This is a genomic window from Chromobacterium alticapitis, from assembly GCF_002924365.1.
GTDB classification, from domain to species: domain Bacteria; phylum Pseudomonadota; class Gammaproteobacteria; order Burkholderiales; family Chromobacteriaceae; genus Chromobacterium; species Chromobacterium alticapitis.
Genome location: NZ_PQWB01000033.1, coordinates 1 through 14,788 on the forward strand (window position 1 = coordinate 1; position 14,788 = coordinate 14,788).

Annotated in this window: 13 protein-coding genes; 4 read left to right on the top strand and 9 right to left on the bottom strand. The window is 64.8% G+C overall.

All coding sequences use genetic code 11. The annotated features are described in order from the left end of the window. Positions 1-49: 49 nt before the first annotated feature. Positions 50-1,003, bottom strand: a complete 954-nt coding sequence (gene trxB, locus C2I19_RS09465) for a thioredoxin-disulfide reductase (protein WP_103902461.1) — start codon at positions 1,001-1,003, stop codon at positions 50-52. Between the two features lie 124 nt (positions 1,004-1,127). Between trxB and C2I19_RS09470 the strand changes: the two genes are divergently transcribed. The 3 genes from C2I19_RS09470 to C2I19_RS09480 all read left to right on the top strand — a co-directional run bounded on the left by C2I19_RS09470 (position 1,128) and on the right by C2I19_RS09480 (position 2,742). Beyond that, positions 1,128-1,316: a putative motility protein gene (locus C2I19_RS09470; protein WP_103902462.1), complete on the top strand. Its 189-nt coding sequence runs from the start codon at positions 1,128-1,130 to the stop codon at positions 1,314-1,316. 200 nt (positions 1,317-1,516) lie between these two features. After that, complete coding sequence (locus C2I19_RS09475) at positions 1,517-2,044, top strand: ester cyclase (RefSeq protein ID WP_103902463.1); 528 nt, start codon at positions 1,517-1,519, stop codon at positions 2,042-2,044. Then, positions 2,041-2,742 (top strand): SDR family oxidoreductase, encoded by a 702-nt coding sequence (locus C2I19_RS09480; RefSeq protein ID WP_103902464.1) that lies wholly within the window; start codon positions 2,041-2,043, stop codon positions 2,740-2,742. Before C2I19_RS09475 ends, C2I19_RS09480 begins: the two co-directional genes overlap by 4 nt. A gap of 113 nt (positions 2,743-2,855) precedes the next feature. Here the strand turns inward: C2I19_RS09480 and ampH are convergent, their stop codons facing one another. From ampH to C2I19_RS09495, 3 genes are all read right to left on the bottom strand, one after another. Then, positions 2,856-4,166, bottom strand: coding sequence for a D-alanyl-D-alanine-carboxypeptidase/endopeptidase AmpH (gene ampH / locus C2I19_RS09485; RefSeq protein WP_103902465.1), 1,311 nt, complete (start codon positions 4,164-4,166; stop codon positions 2,856-2,858). A gap of 207 nt (positions 4,167-4,373) precedes the next feature. Then, positions 4,374-5,270: a LysR family transcriptional regulator gene (locus tag C2I19_RS09490; RefSeq protein WP_103902466.1), complete on the bottom strand. Its 897-nt coding sequence runs from the start codon at positions 5,268-5,270 to the stop codon at positions 4,374-4,376. 65 nt (positions 5,271-5,335) lie between these two features. Then, complete coding sequence (locus C2I19_RS09495; RefSeq protein WP_199181125.1) at positions 5,336-7,120, bottom strand: aminopeptidase P family protein; 1,785 nt, start codon at positions 7,118-7,120, stop codon at positions 5,336-5,338. A gap of 389 nt (positions 7,121-7,509) precedes the next feature. Here C2I19_RS09495 and C2I19_RS22725 point away from each other — a divergent pair, with 389 nt between their 5' ends. Further along, a complete protein-coding gene (locus tag C2I19_RS22725; RefSeq protein ID WP_255410697.1) occupies positions 7,510-7,638 on the top strand; it encodes a hypothetical protein in 129 nt (42 codons plus the stop codon). 131 nt (positions 7,639-7,769) lie between these two features. On the opposite strand, the gene C2I19_RS09505 is transcribed toward C2I19_RS22725, so the two are convergent. From C2I19_RS09505 to C2I19_RS09525, 5 genes are all read right to left on the bottom strand, one after another. Beyond that, a complete protein-coding gene (locus C2I19_RS09505) occupies positions 7,770-8,180 on the bottom strand; it encodes a VOC family protein (RefSeq protein WP_103902469.1) in 411 nt (136 codons plus the stop codon). A gap of 103 nt (positions 8,181-8,283) precedes the next feature. Then, positions 8,284-9,675, bottom strand: a complete 1,392-nt coding sequence (locus C2I19_RS09510) for a methyl-accepting chemotaxis protein (protein ID WP_158253675.1) — start codon at positions 9,673-9,675, stop codon at positions 8,284-8,286. A 221-nt stretch (positions 9,676-9,896) separates the two neighbouring features. Then, a complete protein-coding gene (locus C2I19_RS09515) occupies positions 9,897-12,968 on the bottom strand; it encodes an ATP-binding protein (protein ID WP_103902471.1) in 3,072 nt (1,023 codons plus the stop codon). Between the two features lie 3 nt (positions 12,969-12,971). Beyond that, positions 12,972-13,847 (bottom strand): transglycosylase SLT domain-containing protein, encoded by an 876-nt coding sequence (locus C2I19_RS09520; RefSeq protein WP_158253676.1) that lies wholly within the window; start codon positions 13,845-13,847, stop codon positions 12,972-12,974. 37 nt (positions 13,848-13,884) lie between these two features. Further along, positions 13,885-14,788, bottom strand: a 904-nt coding sequence (locus tag C2I19_RS09525; RefSeq protein WP_103902473.1) for a transglycosylase SLT domain-containing protein, incomplete at its 5' end; no start/stop codon positions are given.

A 14,788-nucleotide genomic window follows, 5' to 3' on the forward strand; every position in this document is an offset into this window, starting at 1 on the left:
TGGCGAAGGCCCTTCAAAGAGTCCTTGAAGGTCTTCATGGCGCAGCGGCTTACTTCAGACTGTCGAGATAGCGCTCGGCGTCCAGGGCGGCCTGGCAGCCAGAGGCGGCGCTGGTCACAGCCTGGCGGTAGATGTGGTCCTGCACGTCGCCGGCGGCGAATACGCCATTGATGCTGGTCAGGGTGGCGTTGCCGTCGCGGCCGCCCTTGGTGATCAGGTAGCCGGTGGCGTCCATTTCCAGCTGGCCCTTGAATATGTCGGTGTTGGGCTTGTGGCCGATGGCGATGAACACGCCGGTCAGCGCCAGGTTTTCGCTGCCGCCGTCATTCAGCTTGACGCGCACGCCGGTCACGCCGGTGTTGTCGCCCAGCACTTCGTCCAGGGTGGCGTTGAGCTTCAGGCTGATCTTGCCTTCGGCGACGCGGCTCATCAGCTTGTCGACCAGGATTTTTTCGGCGCGGAAGGTGTCGCGGCGGTGGATCAGGGTGACGTGCTTGGCGATGTTGGCCAGGTACAGCGCCTCTTCCACGGCGGTATTGCCGCCGCCGATCACGGCTACGTCCTGGTTGCGGTAGAAGAAACCGTCGCAGGTTGCGCAGGCGGACACGCCCTTGCCGGAGAAGGCCTCTTCCGACGGCAGGCCCAGGTATTGCGCGGAGGCGCCGGTGGCGATGATCAGCGCGTCGCAGGTGTATTCGCCGGCGTCGCCCACCAGGCGAATCGGTTTCTCGCTCAGATGGGTGGTGTGGATGTGGTCAAACAGGATTTCAGTGCCGAAGCGCTCGGCGTGCTGCTGGAAACGCTGCATCAGCTCCGGACCTTGCACGCCTTCCGCGTCGGCAGGCCAGTTGTCCACGTCGGTGGTGGTCATCAGCTGGCCGCCTTGGGCCATGCCGGTGATGACGACCGGCTTCAGGTTGGCGCGCGCGGCGTAAACGGCGGCGGTGTAGCCGGCCGGGCCGGAGCCGAGGATAAGCAGGGGGCTGTGACGGGTTGCGCTCATATGTGTTTTCCTGTCATCAAAAAGGTGGGGGTTGGCGCCTATTCTAGCAGTTTTGTTGTGACAGCAGGCTTGCGGTCGGCTAGACTGCTTATAGATCGACGCGTTTCAGTCAGGAGGTTGGGGTATGGATGCGGTAAGTCAAGTGGGCGCCCAGGGCGTGAGCAGCAATACTCAAATTTTCGCCTTGAAGAAGGCGATGCAGGCGGACGCGCAATCGACGTTGTCGCTGTTGCAGGGCGCGGAACAGTCCTCGCAGCAGATTCAGGCGTCCAATCCCGCGCATCTGGGGCGGAATGTAGACGTGCGAGCCTGAAGCGGCGCCCGCGCGGAGCGCGGGTTCCATTCAGCAGCAAGGCGGCCTAGGCCGCCTTTTTGTTTGCCCGCGAGGTTCAATATTCAAATAAATCAATAAAATCCTTCTTGTACTGTATGGATTATCAAATTTTACAAACATTTCGATAATCGATTCCAGTTGCCGGCACGGGCCGGCGGCAATCCATGCAAGGAGTCGATATGAACCGCATTCCCCATCTGATAGGCGCCGTTTCGCTGGCGCTGTTTTCCATCTCGGTCATGGCCGCCGAGGCGCTGCCCCAGCCGCAGCGGGTGTTCGCCGATCGCAATGGCGGCGCAAGCGCCGCGGTGAAGCTGGCAGCCTTGCGCTACGCCGCATTCTGGAACACCGGCGACCCGCGCTACGTAGAATTGGCTCTGGATCCTGATTTTCTCGACAGCACGCTGCCCGAAGGGCGCCGCCAAGGCACGGCGGGTCCGCTGCAGGCCTCGCAAACCTTTCGCGCCGCGGTGCCGGACCTCAAGGTGGAAGTCGCCGACATGGTGCTGGCCGCTGATAGAGTGGCATTGCGCCTGCATTTCACCGGCCATTTCAGTGGCCGCTTCGGCGAGATCCAGGGCAGCGGCCAGCCGGTGGACTTCCAGGCTTTCGATCTTTATCGCGTGAAGAACGGCCGCATCGCCGAGAACTGGCATCTGGAAGACAACTTGTCCTTGCTGAAGCAACTGGGAGCGCTGAAGCCATGAGCGTATCTGGAGACTCCCTGAGACAAAAGACAGTGGCGGTGCTGGGCGGGACTTCCGGCATCGGCAGGGCGGTGGCGCTAGCCGCCGCGGAGGCAGGCGCGCAGGTCTACGTGCTGGGCCGCTCGATCGCTCAAGCTGGCCCGTGGCAGAGCTTGCATGCCGATGTCGCCGATCTGGATGGCCTGCGTCAAACCTTCGCCGCCATCGGCGGTATCGATCACCTGGTGCTGACCGCAGGCGCGCGCGTCGGCTCGCCCAAGCTGGCGGATGCGACGCGCGACGATTTCCGCCAGGTCTTCGAGGTGAAGCTGTTCGGTAATTTATTGGCGGTTCAGCAGGCGCTGCCTTATTTGTCCGCCGACGCGTCCATTACCTTCACCAGCGGTTTGCTGGCGCGCAAATACGGCGCGGGCGGTCTGCTCAAGAGCACGGTCAATGCCGCGCTGGAGGCGGCCACCCGGAATCTGGCCAAGGAGCTGGCGCCGCGGCGGGTCAACGCGGTGAGCCCGGGCGTAGTCGATACCGAGTTGTGGGGCGAGGCGGCAAGCCGGCAGGCTACGCTGGCGCGAATCGCGTCAGGCTTGCCGCTGGGCCGGGTGGGGCGGCCGCAGGACCTGGCCCAGGCCTATTTGTTCGCCATGGGCAACGCTTTCCTCACCGGCGCGGTGCTGGACGTGGACGGCGGCGGTCTGTTGTAGCGCAAAGGCCTGCGGCTAAGGCGCAAGGACGAGATTGCCCGCTCGCGCTGACAGCGTCCGCCATGCCTGAGTCCGTGGCTGAATTGGAGGCGGCGAGAGGGCCGCCTCCAATCTTATTGCGCTGTCTTCTTGACGTGGCCTTGCTTGTGGGCAGTCTTGGCCGGCGTCTTCGTCTTGCTGGCGGTTTTGGTCTGGCTCTTGGTTTTTGCTTTGGTCTTGGCTTTGGGCTGGGCCGCCACGGCATGCGCCTTGGCCTTGACGGGCTTGGCGCGGACGCGCGCGGGCGCGGCGACAGAGACCGGCTGGTAGCCGCTCAGCGAGGTGACCAGCTTGTTCACGCCTCCGCTCATATTCTGGTAGTGGGTGCCGCCGGTGCGGGTCAGCCCCACCCATACCGCGACATCTTGCTTGGGCGCGAGCGCGACATAGCCGATGAAACCGCCGCCGCCGGCGGTTTTCTGGATGATTTCCGGCGCTTGCGGCGTGCCCTCCATCCGGATCCAACCCAGGCCAAGCTCGTCCGCCTTGCCGGCGACATCCATGCCGCGCAGGCTGCGTAGTTGATCGCGCTTGAAGTACATGTGGAACATGCGGTCGCGCAGTTCGCGGCGGGCGTCGTTCTGCGGGCGGAGCAAGTCCTGCAGCCAGCGCTGCATGTCGTTGGGAGTGGAGTAGATGCCGCCGCTGCCGCCGGCCGCGCGGGTGTCTAGGCAGGGGCTGGCGCCGTAGCCCTCCATCAGCCGCGCGCATTGCTCGGGCGTGGGCGTCAGCGTGGTGTCGCGCATGCCGAGCGGAGCGGTGATTTTCTCGCTGAGCAGCGCCGCGTACGGCCGGCCGGTGGCGGCGGCCATGGCGTCGGCCAGGAAGTCGAATGCCAGGTTGGAGTATTGCGCGCGCAGGCCGGGAGCGAAGTTGGAGCGGGTGCCGGACAGCCACTGCCAGCGCTGCTGCTGGGTCGGCCAGACGAATACCGGAGTGTCTTGCGGCTTTTCGCCCGGCATCTCGCGCGGGAAGCCGCTGGTATGGGTGGCCAGATTCAGCAGCGTGATGGGCTTGCCGGATTTGTCCGTCGGCAGCGCCACGCCCTGCGGCGCGTATTTTTGCAGCGGATCATCCATGCGCACGCGCTGCTGCATGGCCAGGGAGGCCAGCACTTCGCCGGTCATGGTCTTGCTGATGCTGGCAATGCGCAGCAAGGAGTCGGCTTTAGGTTGGGTACGGTTGCCTGGGCGGGTTTGGCCATAGAAACGCTGGGCGGTCTGATTCTTGTTCACCACCACCATGACCATGCCTACGGCGCGGCTATTGCGATAAATCTGTTCGCCGTAGCGGTCTATCAGCTGTTGGTCGTTGTCGGTCAGCGCGGCGTGGGAGAAGGGCGAGAGCAGAGCCAGGGCCAGGCTCAGCAGTTTGAAAGGCTTCATCGTATTTCCGAAAATCTGGCGGTAAACGGCGGCCCGCGACTCAAGACGCGAACCGGCTGGAATTTTGTCTGTTATTCGATAACGGGCAAGGTCCGCGAACGGTGTACGCGGCTGCGAATTTTTCGTCGCGGCTCCGTCTTGAAAGCAGGCCGGCAGTGTAGCGCAGACTGCGGCCGCGCGCAGTGGATTCTTGCGCAAAACCGGCTGTCAGGCCGGCGACAACTCCGTCAGCAGGAAATCTACCAGCCGTTTGATGCGCGCCGGCTGCAAGCGATGTCCCGGATAGAGCAGGTGCAGCGGCGCGGGCTCGACGAAATAGCCATCCAGCACGGTGACCAGCCGCCCGGCCCGCAGGTCGGCGGCGATGTCCAGTTCCGACTTGTAGGCGAAGCCGTGGCCTTGGATCGCCCAGCGGCGAATCACTTCGCCGTCGTTGCTTTGCCGGCTTTTGCCCAGCCGCAGTAGCTTGGCTTCGCCTCCGTCGCGGTAGGGCCAATCATTCATCGGGCCGTGGCCGGTGACCAGCGTCAACGTTGGTCGTTCGGCCAGCTCGCTCGGATGGCTGGGCGCGCCCAGTCGCTGAAGCAGCGCGGGCGCGGCGCAGACCACGCGGCGGCTGGCGGCCAGTTGCCGGGCCACCAGGCTGCTGTCCGCCGGCCGGCCGTAGCGGATGGCCAGATCGATGTCATCGCTTATCAGGTCGGCCGGGGTGTCGCTCAGCGACAAGGAAAAATGCACGGCGGGATGTTGGGCGGAGAAACGGTCCAGGCAGTCCAGCAACAGGTTGCGGCCCAGGTCGGACGGCGCGGACAGCCGTATCGGGCCGCTGAGCGCCTGCTGGCCGTCTTGCAGCCGGGTTTCGCCTTCCTCGAGCAACTCCAGCGCCTGGCGGCAATAGGCGAGATAGGTGTCGCCCGCCTCGGTCAGCCGCAGCTTGCGGGTGGTGCGTTCGAACAGCCGCGCGCCCAACGCTTCTTCCACGCGCTGGATGCAGGCGCTGGCGGCGGCCGGGGACAGGCCGTGCTTGCGGCCGGCGGCGGAGAAGCTGCCCAGTTGCGCGGCGTCCTGAAACAGGCGCAGATCGTTCAGGCGGTCGAACGGCATCGATGTTTCCTTGAAAACAAACAGGCCATGCGCGGAGCATGGCCTGTGGTCGGCGAAGGTGTAGTTTACAGCGCTTCGGTATTGGCGAGCAGCCAGTCGCGGGCGGCGCCGTCCAGCAGCGGCAGAAGCCGCGCGCGCACTTCGGCGTGGTAGCCGTTCAGCCAGTCGATTTCCGGCCGGGTCAGCAGCGAGTAATCAATGCAGCGGCGATCGATCGGGCACAGCGTCAGCGTCTCGAACTTCAGGAAGTCGCCGAACTGGTTCTGCTCCGACGCCACGTTCAGCACCAGGTTTTCGATGCGAACACCCCACTGGCCGGCGCGGTACACACCCGGTTCGATCGAGGTGATCATGCCTTCCTGCATCGCCATATGCGGTTCCGGCACCGCGCGCGAAATGCTTTGCGGCCCTTCGTGCACGTTCAAGAAATAACCGACGCCGTGGCCGGTGCCGTGGCCGAAGTCGATATCGTGCTGCCACAGCGGCGCGCGCGCCAGCGCGTCCAGCATCGGCGACAGCGTGCCGCGCGGGAAATGGGCCATCGACAGCGCCAGGGTGCCCTTCAGCACGAGGGTGAAGTCGCGCCTCTGCGCGTCGGAAGGGCTGCCGACAGCCAGCACGCGGGTAATGTCGGTGGTGCCGCCCAGGTATTGGCCGCCGGAATCGATCAGCAGCAGGCCGTCGCCCTTGATCTCGCTGTGAGCCTCTTCCGTGGCGTGGTAGTGCGGCAGCGCGCCGTTGGCGTTGAAGCCGGCGATGGTGCCGAAGCTTGGCGAAACGAAGCCTGGGCGGCGCGCGCGGGCGGCGGTGATTTCTTCGTCTATGGTCAGCTCGGTGATGCGGGCACGGTTGACGTTGGCTTCGAACCAGGCGAAGAACTCGGCCAGCGCCGCGCCGTCCTGCTCCATGGCGCGGCGCACATGTTCGGCCTCGGCCGCGCTTTTGCGTGACTTCATCAGCGTGCTGGGGTTGATCGCCTCGATCACCTTGACGCCATCGGCCACCGCCTGACGCAGTCCCAGCGTGACGCGGCGCGGATCGATCAGCAGCGCGCCGTCGGGCAGCGAGGATAGCGCCGGCTTGGCTTCGGCGTAATCGGCCACCTGGACGCCGTCTGCCGCCAACTGGGCGGCGAGGGCGGCGTCTATCTTGCCCGGCGCGACGAACAACGTGGCGGAACCGGCCTCGATCAGCGCGTGGGCGATGAATACCGGGTTGTAGTTGACATCGGCGCCGCGCAGATTGAACAGCCAGGCGATGTCGTCCAGCGTGGAAATGAAGTGGCGGTCAGCGCCGGCCTTGGCCATGTCCGTGCGCACGCGGGCGAGCTTGGCGGCGCGGCTTTCCGGCGCGAAGGCGGCGTCATGCTGGTAGACGGGTGCGGCCGGCAGCGGCGCGCGGTCCGGGTCGATGGCGTCTATCAGGTCGAGATCGGTGCGCAGGCGGATGCCGTTCGGCTCCAGCGCCGCCTGCAGCGCCTTGGCGGCGGCCAGGCCCAGCACATCGCCATCCACGGCCAGGGTCTGGCCGGCTTGCAGCGTATCGGCCAGCCATTGCAGATGCAGGCTGCTGGCGGCGGTGTCTATCTTCATCAGTTGGATGCCGCTGCCGGCCAATTCCTGCTCCGCCTGCACCCAGTAGCGGCTGTCCGCCCATACGCCGGCGAAGTCCGCGCTGACGATCAGCGTGCCCATGGAGCCGGTGAAGCCGGACAGCCAGCGGCGCGCCTGCCAGCGCCGCGGCAGGTATTCGGAAAGATGCGGGTCGGACGAAGGCACCAGACAGGCGTCCACGCCGGCGGTCTTCATGGCGGCGCGCAAGGAGGCGATGCGTTGCGGAATGGTGTCCAATTGTGGCGTGGTGACGGTGTTCATGCGGGCTCCGATGAGAATACTGTATCCATTCTGTTGCCAAAGCGACGGCCGCGCAAGGGGATGAGAGATGCTCATGGCTAACTGCCATCCCCGCTGCGCGGCCGCGTGGCGCGCTGGCTGACTCAGCGCTGCTTCAGCTTGCGAGCGCCGGGGCGGCCGGCGTTATGGCATAGTTGAACGAAAGTGCGCAGAAAATGCTTCATCATGGTTCCTGATTTATGGTTTATGGCGTGGCCTTGCGGCATTGTCATGATAAGGGCATTTAATGCGATTGAGATATCTAAATGAGATGGGGCGCCAGCTTGGGCGGGGCGGACTATACTGAGGCCGATGCCGTATTTCCGGCATACGCCAAGGAGCGAGTCATGAGCAAGGCACGGCACAGCACCAAGGAAGCCAAGAAGCAACCGCAAATGACCATGAAGGAAAAGAGGGCGGTCAAGCATCAGAAGAAACACGCCGGGGAAAGCGCGCCCATCATCGTGCCGCATTAGGCGGGCGAAATGACGGTGCCGCGCAGAGGCGGCATGCGGACAGCCTGGCCCGGATGGGCGGGCATTGCCGGCCTGAGGGCCGGCTGGGAAAACAAACCTCCCGCTCGCGAAGCGCCGGGAGGTTTGTCATTTCAGGCTTCGTCGCGGCTCAGGCCAGCCGCCAGCTCGGCGTAATCATAGCTGGTGATTTCATAGCCGTTGCCGTCGGGATCGGCGAAATACATGGACCAGCTCAGATCGTGGTCCACCGCGTCCAGGCGGCGGCCCAGCTCATTTTGCAGATGCTCGCGCCAGGCGAGAAAGCCGGCGGCGTCCACTCTCAGCGCGATGGCCGGTCCAGGCGCAGGGTTGGCGCGCTCGAACAGCGCCAGATGGATGGAGTGCGCGGCGTCGGCGAGGGTCAGCGGTCCGCCGTCTTGGCTCCAGGCCGCCAGCGCCGCCAGCCGCGTCAGTCCCAGCACGTGTTCGTACCAGGCCTCAGCCGCCGCGCGGTCGCGGACATAAACATGGATGTGATCGATTCCCAGCGTCGTCGGAGCCATGCGGCCTTCCTCTTCTCAGTTGGCATGGGCCGCATTTAAGAGCTAGCCCAAGCGGGTGTCAAGCGGTTGGCTGGAATGCTGCCGGCGTGTTCGAGCGCGGGGTTTATCCGGAAATGATGTGGTTGAAGCGCACGTCCGCGCTCATGACGCCCAGCAGCTTGCCCTGAGGGTCGAACAGCGGCGTGCCTATAGTGAAGCAATATTGATTGGTGTCCACCGAGCGGTACAGATCGGATACGTACAGTCTTTGCTCGCGTGCCGGCTGCTGAAACCAACGGCGGTCGCTCCAGTTGTTCTTGCGGCCTTCGGGTTTGAGCTGGCCGGCCTCGACATCCGAGCTGATCTGGCGGCCGTTGGTGTCGGTGATGCACAGCATCTCGAACGCGGTTTCGCGCTGATGCAGCTCCACCAGCTTGCGGTCCAGGTCGTCGGGGTCCAGCCGGCTCAACTTCCATTGCGAGATCGCATTTTCCACAGACTGGCGCATGCGCAGATGGCCCTCGAAGCGGAATTCGCCGACCTCGGTCAGCAGCAGATCGCATTGCGAGCTTACCTGGCTGGCTCGGCCAGCCAGTTCGCGCGCATCCACCAGCTGTTGCTGCGAGCTTTCCACCACTGCGCCGATCTGGCCGGCGATGGCGTGGACCTTGTCGTTCTGCGAGCCGCTGGCCTCGGCGATCACTCTGACATGGTCTATCAGGGTGCCGATATCGCGAGAAGCGGCTTCGATGGACTCGCCTGCGGTCTGGGATACGGCGATGCCGGCGCGGACCTGCTCCGACATGGCGGCCATGGTTTTGTCAGAAGTGGCGACCTGCTCCTGGATGGTGGCGAGCAGTTCCTCCACGTTCTGGGTGGCGGTGGTGGTCTGGTCCGCCAGCTTGCGTACTTCGTCGGCGACCACGGCGAAGCCGCGGCCTTGCTCGCCCGCGCGGGCCGCCTCGATGGCGGCGTTCAGCGACAAGAGGCGGGTGCGGTCGGCGATGTGCTTGATCAACTCGACCACTTCGCCGATGGAGGCGGAGCTGGACTTGAGCAGGTTCATCTGCGTTTCGAGTTCGGCGGCGCTGTCGCCTATGGATTGAATCTGGCGGCGGCTTTGCTGATCGCTTTCATTGGCGTTGCGCGTCGCGTCGGCCACCTGGCGGGAGAAGGCAGAGGCCTCGCTGGCGCTTTGGGTGATGGAGTCCACCGTGGTGGCCAGCATGCGGCTGGCCTCGGCTATGCTTTCCGCGTTGCGTTGCTGCGCGTTGGAGCGTTCTTCCATCAAGCGGGAGAGGCGGGCCAGCTCCGGCGCCTGCTGCGACAGCAGAATGGCGGTGTCCGCAATCTTGATCAGGGCGGCGTGGAAGCGCTGCAGCAGGCCCTTGATGCGCTGCGCCGCCCAGGACAGCCTGCCGCTTTCGTCGAGCTCGACGGTGAGGTCCACGCCGTCGCGGGTGGCGTCCGCCAGCGGTTTGAGGAAACGCGTCAACTTCGCTACCGATATAAACATGTCATTGTCTCCTGCGGCCGCTCTGCGGCAGCCTGTCATCCAAAGTTTCAGGTTGTTATTATGCCATTGTTGTAATGTGGCGGCCGCGCTTTTAGACGATGGCGAGATGGCTTCATGTCAATAAGCAAATCCGGATATTGCGAAATGATACCTAGGGCGATGGCCGCCGCATCGCTTAAATGAAGCATTTATTGGCTTGGATCAAGCGGCGAAGCGCCGGCTCAGGCGGGGAGCGGCAGGCAGAACACCAGGAAGCGGCCGGCGTCGGCGCGGCCGCGCCGGCCCATGCCGCCAGCCCGGTCGAGGAGGCGGCTCGCATCCAGGCCCAGCACCTCGGGGGTGCCCATGGCCACGCGATGGGCCAGGTGGGTCAGATAGGGCGTGGTCCGGCCTACGATGATGTTGGCGATTTCCGCGCCTACGCTGTCGGCGAGCTGGGCGATTTCCGCGTCGCCGCAGTCGGGTTCGAAGCGGCGGGTCATCTCTCTGAGCAGCGGCCGCTCGAGGGAAATGCCCATGGCGAGATTCAGGCCGCTGCCCAGCGGCACCAGCGCGGTGAAATCCAGCAGATCCGAGGCGGCCAAGGGTAGGCCGCCAGTCTGGTCCATCGCGACGTCCAGCCCCAGATGGCGTTGGCAGAAGTCAGTGGCCACCTGCGCCAGCGCGTCCAGCAGCGGCGCGTTCTCCGGCAGCGGCGCGGCTTCCGCGGCAAGCTTGAGCGGCGGCTCGTAGGGCAGGCTGAAGGTCAGCCGCGCGCCGCGGCCAATGGCCGATGCGATATGCAACTCGCCGCCCAGGCGCAACAGCTCCTGGTAGCAGGCGGACAGGCCTACGCCGCGTCCTGATAGGGCATCAGGCGAGGCATGAGTGGACAGGCCGTCCGCCAGGACCAAGCGCAGCGTTTCGGCTTCGTCGGGCTCGGCGTCTGCGGCCAGCAGGCCGCGAGCGCGCGCGGCGGCTCGCACCGCGGCGGGATCGATGCCGCGGCCGTCGTCCTCGATGGAGAGGACCAGCTTGCACGCAGCCGCTTCGATGCGGCATTCAATGGCGGCGGCTTCGCTCTTGTCAGCCAGCAGGCGGGTGTCCGGGTCTTCTATGCCGTGATCGACGGCATTGCGGAAGACGTGGATCAGCGTTTTGCAGAAAGCGCCGTAGCGGACGGGATCCACCAGCGGATCGTCCCCCTTGCATCGCAGCGGCACCAGCAGCTTGCCTTGGCGCAGGGCGAGCTGCTGGGCCGCCTTGAAGTGCGGCTCGATCAGGCGGCGCAGCGGCTCATAGCGCAATTGTCGAACCAGGGCGGCTAGGCGGGAGGTCGTTCCGCAACGCGTTTCTACCTCAACTGTCAGCGCGTTCAGGGTCGAGACCGGCACGCGGAGCTGGCGCTGGTACTGCAGATAGTCCGCGCCCAGCTTTTCGCGCAACACGGCGAGGTCGGCTTCCAGCGACGGCCCCAGCTCCGCTTCCGCCAGGATGCGCTTGATGTCGTTGACGCCGGCATCGCCCTCGCGCAATTCGCTCAGCCGGTCCTCTAGCGCGTGCAGGGCTCTGGGCAGCATGGGCAGGCTGGCCTGGGCGAATAAACCCTTGAACGTGTGGATGCGGCGAAACAGCTCGGCCAGCAAGATGGAGGCGTCTTGCTGGAAGCTCAGCAGGTCTGGCAGGGAACGGCGGCGGAAATCATCGAAATCCCGCAGTATTTCCAGCAATTCATCTCGGTTTTCCAGCGCGTTGACGATGAAGGCCAGCCATTGCCGTTCACCCGCGAGACGGGCTTGCAGTTTTTTTTGCGCGCTGATGTCGGTGAGGACCAGCATCATTCTGCCCTGGCTCAAGGGCCGGTATTCCGCGCGGTGGCTGCGCTCGCTCAGCAGGTATTCGGCGGGCAGCAGGCTCAGGTAAGCGTCGCGGCGCAATTCGTCGTCGCTGGCGATGGCCAGGCGCAAGGTCTTGGCGATGAACTCCCTCTGCTTGGCCTGGCTGGGCGCCAGCAGCTCCGGCAGCGGCCGGCCCTGGATTTCCTGTCCGAAGATGCGCGCGCATTCCCGGCTGTAGCCGGTGTTGACCAGCAAGTTCGCGCCGCAGGAAAGAAAGCCCTGGCCGGAGTTGTCCAGCAGCTGCGCCACTTCTTCGGTTTTCTGCGACAGGTCCCATGTGCGCTGGCTGACGCGCCGCTCCAGGTCGGCCACCAGTCCGGCCAGCGCTTGGCGGGTGGTTTCCAGGCTTTGGGCCAGTTGTCCGATTTCGTCCTCGCTGGCGCAACGGATCGGGTCTGTCAGATTGCCCAGTTTCAACGCTCGCGCGGCCTGGGCCAGCTCGAGTATGGGCTGGGTCAGCCTCTCGGAGTAAACGATGGCGCAGAACGCGCCAGCAAGCAGCGCCAGCAGTCCGCAAGCGCCGGAGTACAGGATGAGGCGGGCGATGGGTTCGCTGATGTCATTGCGCGAGGCGACGCCGACGATGGCGATCGGGCTGTGCGGCAGCACTCGCTGGCGGATGACCAGCGAGCCGAATTGCGGCGGCAAGTCCGCTAGGCGGGAAAGCCGGCGCGTGGCGTCGCGGAAGTCTGTTTGCGATTCCGCGCCGGCCTCGATTCGCGCGGGCAGCGCCACGCCGCCTCCGGGCAGCTCGGCGGCTACCGCGACGAAACCATGGTCGCCTATGAGCGTGTGCTGGAACAATGCGGCCTGTACCTGGTTCAGGTCCAGCAGCAGCGCGATGAAGGCGCCTTTCAGCGCCGCGCCTTCCTTGATCAGCGGACGCTTGAGCACCAGCGCTTGCCCAGCGGAGCGTCCGTTGAGCCGCTTCAGGTCCAGCACGGCGACGCCACCGTAAGGCAAAGTCTTCAGCCAGCGGGACACCGCGGCCGCGCCGGGTGCGGTTTGAAAGGCGCCGCTGTCGTCGTAGACCACCTGCTCGCCACGCATCAGCAGGATGTGGGAGATCCAAGGTTCGCGCGCGCGCGCGCTGGCGAAGTAGTTGCCCAGGCTGGGAGAGAACACCGCCGCCAGCGCCGGGTCGCTGAACATGGCTTCGGATAGCGGATTGGCCGCCCATAGATTGAGATTGGATTCGCGCACCGCGAGGAAATTGCTCATCAGCGCCGCGCTTTGTTCGAGGTTCTGCGCCAGGTGCCTTTCCGCCCCCTGGCGCAGCATGCCGGCGGCCGCCAGCGCGATGACCAGCGTCAGGGAGGTGATCACGCCCACCACGATCAGGCAGGTCATGGCGATCAGCCTGGCGCGGATGGAGTGCCTGAGGCGGGCGCGCAAAGCGGGGATGGAAGGCGGCATCGTCTATTGCGTGGAGTTGACCAGGGTGATTAGGCGACTCAGGCTCAGGCCATAGTGGGGCGTCCAGATGCGGTTCAGCTCCGAGTTCTCGCTTTGCTTCTGTTGCGCGAAGAATGCCGCCGCGGCCGCCTGCAGGTCTTGGTCCTCCTTGCGCATGGCCCAGCCCACTTCGTCCTTGTCGCCGACCGGGAAGGCGACGTAGGCGTGCTTGAACTGATGCCGGGTGGTCCAGATGGCGATGTCGGAGTCGAGCAGAGTGAAGTCCGCCTTGCCGGCGTCTACCGCGCGCAGGCTGTCCTCCACGCTCATCAGGGCCACGCGCACGGGTTTGGCCGAGTAGCGTTTCTGGTTCTGCTCCAGCAGCCAAGTGGAGTAGGAGCTGTTGTCCAGCACCGCGGCGCGCAGTCCTGCGAGGTGGCTTGCCGATTGCAGCCGGCCTTTCAGCGCGACGTTGGCCACCACCATCATGCGGTTCGGGAACAGGGTGACGAAATCCATTTTCTTCAACCGCCAGGCGTTCTTGGTGAGCCGGCTGGGGAAAACGTCGCAGCTGCCGTTGGCCAGCAGCTTGGGCGTGTAGCTCGCCTCGCGGTCCACTTTGCCGTTCTGGTCGTAAAACTGTTCGTCCCATTCGACGCGCAGCGTCTTGAGCTGGATATGCTTGCCCAGGTGGCGGGCGAAGGCCGCCACCTCATCGTAGACCGGGCCGGTGAAGTGGCATTTTTCGCGGCAGTCCGCCGGCGTGGCGGTGGCGGAGGATGGGTGGTAGGGCACGATGCAGGCGCGCAGCTCGCGGGTCTTGATGATTTCAGATAGCGGACGCGCTTGGGCGGGCAGCGTTAGCGCCAACAGGAGGGCTAGCGGGAGGCTGGGGTTCATCGAGGTCTCCATGCGATGCCGGAGGAGAGGCCTGCGCTCAGTCCACCGCCGCCAGCAGGGCGATGAAATCGGTCAGCGAGCGGCCGTGGTAGCGCAGCCATATCTGGTTGAAGGCTGAGTCGGGGTCTTGCCGCTGCTCGTCGAAATACTTGGCCACTGCAGCCTGCAGATCCTTGTCGTCCTTGCGGAAGGCCCAGCCGATTTCGTCTTTGGGGCCGACCGGAAAGGCGACATAGGTATTTTTCAACTGGTGGTGGGTGTGCCAGATGGCCATGTCGGCGTCCAGCAGCATGAAATCCACCTTGCCGGTATTCAGCGCCTGCAGACCCTCCACAGTTGGCATCAGTTCTATCTGTATGGGATTGGCGGCGAAGGCCGCGCGGTTCTGCTCCTGCAGCCAGCTGTGATAAGAAGTGTCTTTTTCCGCCGCCGCGCGCAGCCCGGCCAACTGCGCGCCGTATTTGAGCCGGCCATGCATGGCGTTGTTGGCGAGAACCATCATGCGGCTGGGAAACAAGGTGACGAAGTCCAGTTTTTTCAGACGCCAAGCGGTTTTGGTGAGACGGCTGGGGTAGAAATCGCAAGCGCCGCTGGCCAGCAACTGCGGCGTGTAGCTGGCCTCGCGGTCGGTCTTGCCGTTTTTGTCGAAAAACTGTTCATCCCATTCGACGCGCAGCGCCTTGACCCGGATGTCCTTGCCCAGGTGTCGGGCAAACGCCTGAACCTCTTCGTACACCGGGCCGCTGAACACGCATTGGTCGCGGCAATCCTTGGGTGTGGCCAGAGCCACGGCGGCATGGATGGGCGCGATGCAGACCCGCAACTGGCGGGTTTTCAGAATGTCCGCCAGCGAGCGGGCCTGGCTGGGCGCGGCCATCAGGCAGGCGGCCAGCAGAGCGATCGCGGCGCGGCGCGGCATAGCGGAGCATGGAGGGCGCATG

Excerpts from the sequence above, each read along its gene's own strand:
- trxB (WP_103902461.1), bottom strand. The coding sequence starts at position 1,003 with ATGAGCGCAACCCGTCACAGCCCCCTGCTTATCCTCGGCTCCGGCCCG.
- C2I19_RS09470 (WP_103902462.1), top strand. The coding sequence starts at position 1,128 with ATGGATGCGGTAAGTCAAGTGGGCGCCCAGGGCGTGAGCAGCAATACT.
- C2I19_RS09475 (WP_103902463.1), top strand. The coding sequence starts at position 1,517 with ATGAACCGCATTCCCCATCTGATAGGCGCCGTTTCGCTGGCGCTGTTT.
- C2I19_RS09480 (WP_103902464.1), top strand. The coding sequence starts at position 2,041 with ATGAGCGTATCTGGAGACTCCCTGAGACAAAAGACAGTGGCGGTGCTG.
- ampH (WP_103902465.1), bottom strand. The coding sequence starts at position 4,166 with ATGAAGCCTTTCAAACTGCTGAGCCTGGCCCTGGCTCTGCTCTCGCCC.
- C2I19_RS09490 (WP_103902466.1), bottom strand. The coding sequence starts at position 5,270 with ATGCCGTTCGACCGCCTGAACGATCTGCGCCTGTTTCAGGACGCCGCG.
- C2I19_RS22725 (WP_255410697.1), top strand. The coding sequence starts at position 7,510 with ATGAGCAAGGCACGGCACAGCACCAAGGAAGCCAAGAAGCAACCGCAA.
- C2I19_RS09505 (WP_103902469.1), bottom strand. The coding sequence starts at position 8,180 with ATGGCTCCGACGACGCTGGGAATCGATCACATCCATGTTTATGTCCGC.
- C2I19_RS09510 (WP_158253675.1), bottom strand. The coding sequence starts at position 9,675 with ATGTTTATATCGGTAGCGAAGTTGACGCGTTTCCTCAAACCGCTGGCG.
- C2I19_RS09515 (WP_103902471.1), bottom strand. The coding sequence starts at position 12,968 with ATGCCGCCTTCCATCCCCGCTTTGCGCGCCCGCCTCAGGCACTCCATC.
- C2I19_RS09520 (WP_158253676.1), bottom strand. The coding sequence starts at position 13,847 with ATGAACCCCAGCCTCCCGCTAGCCCTCCTGTTGGCGCTAACGCTGCCC.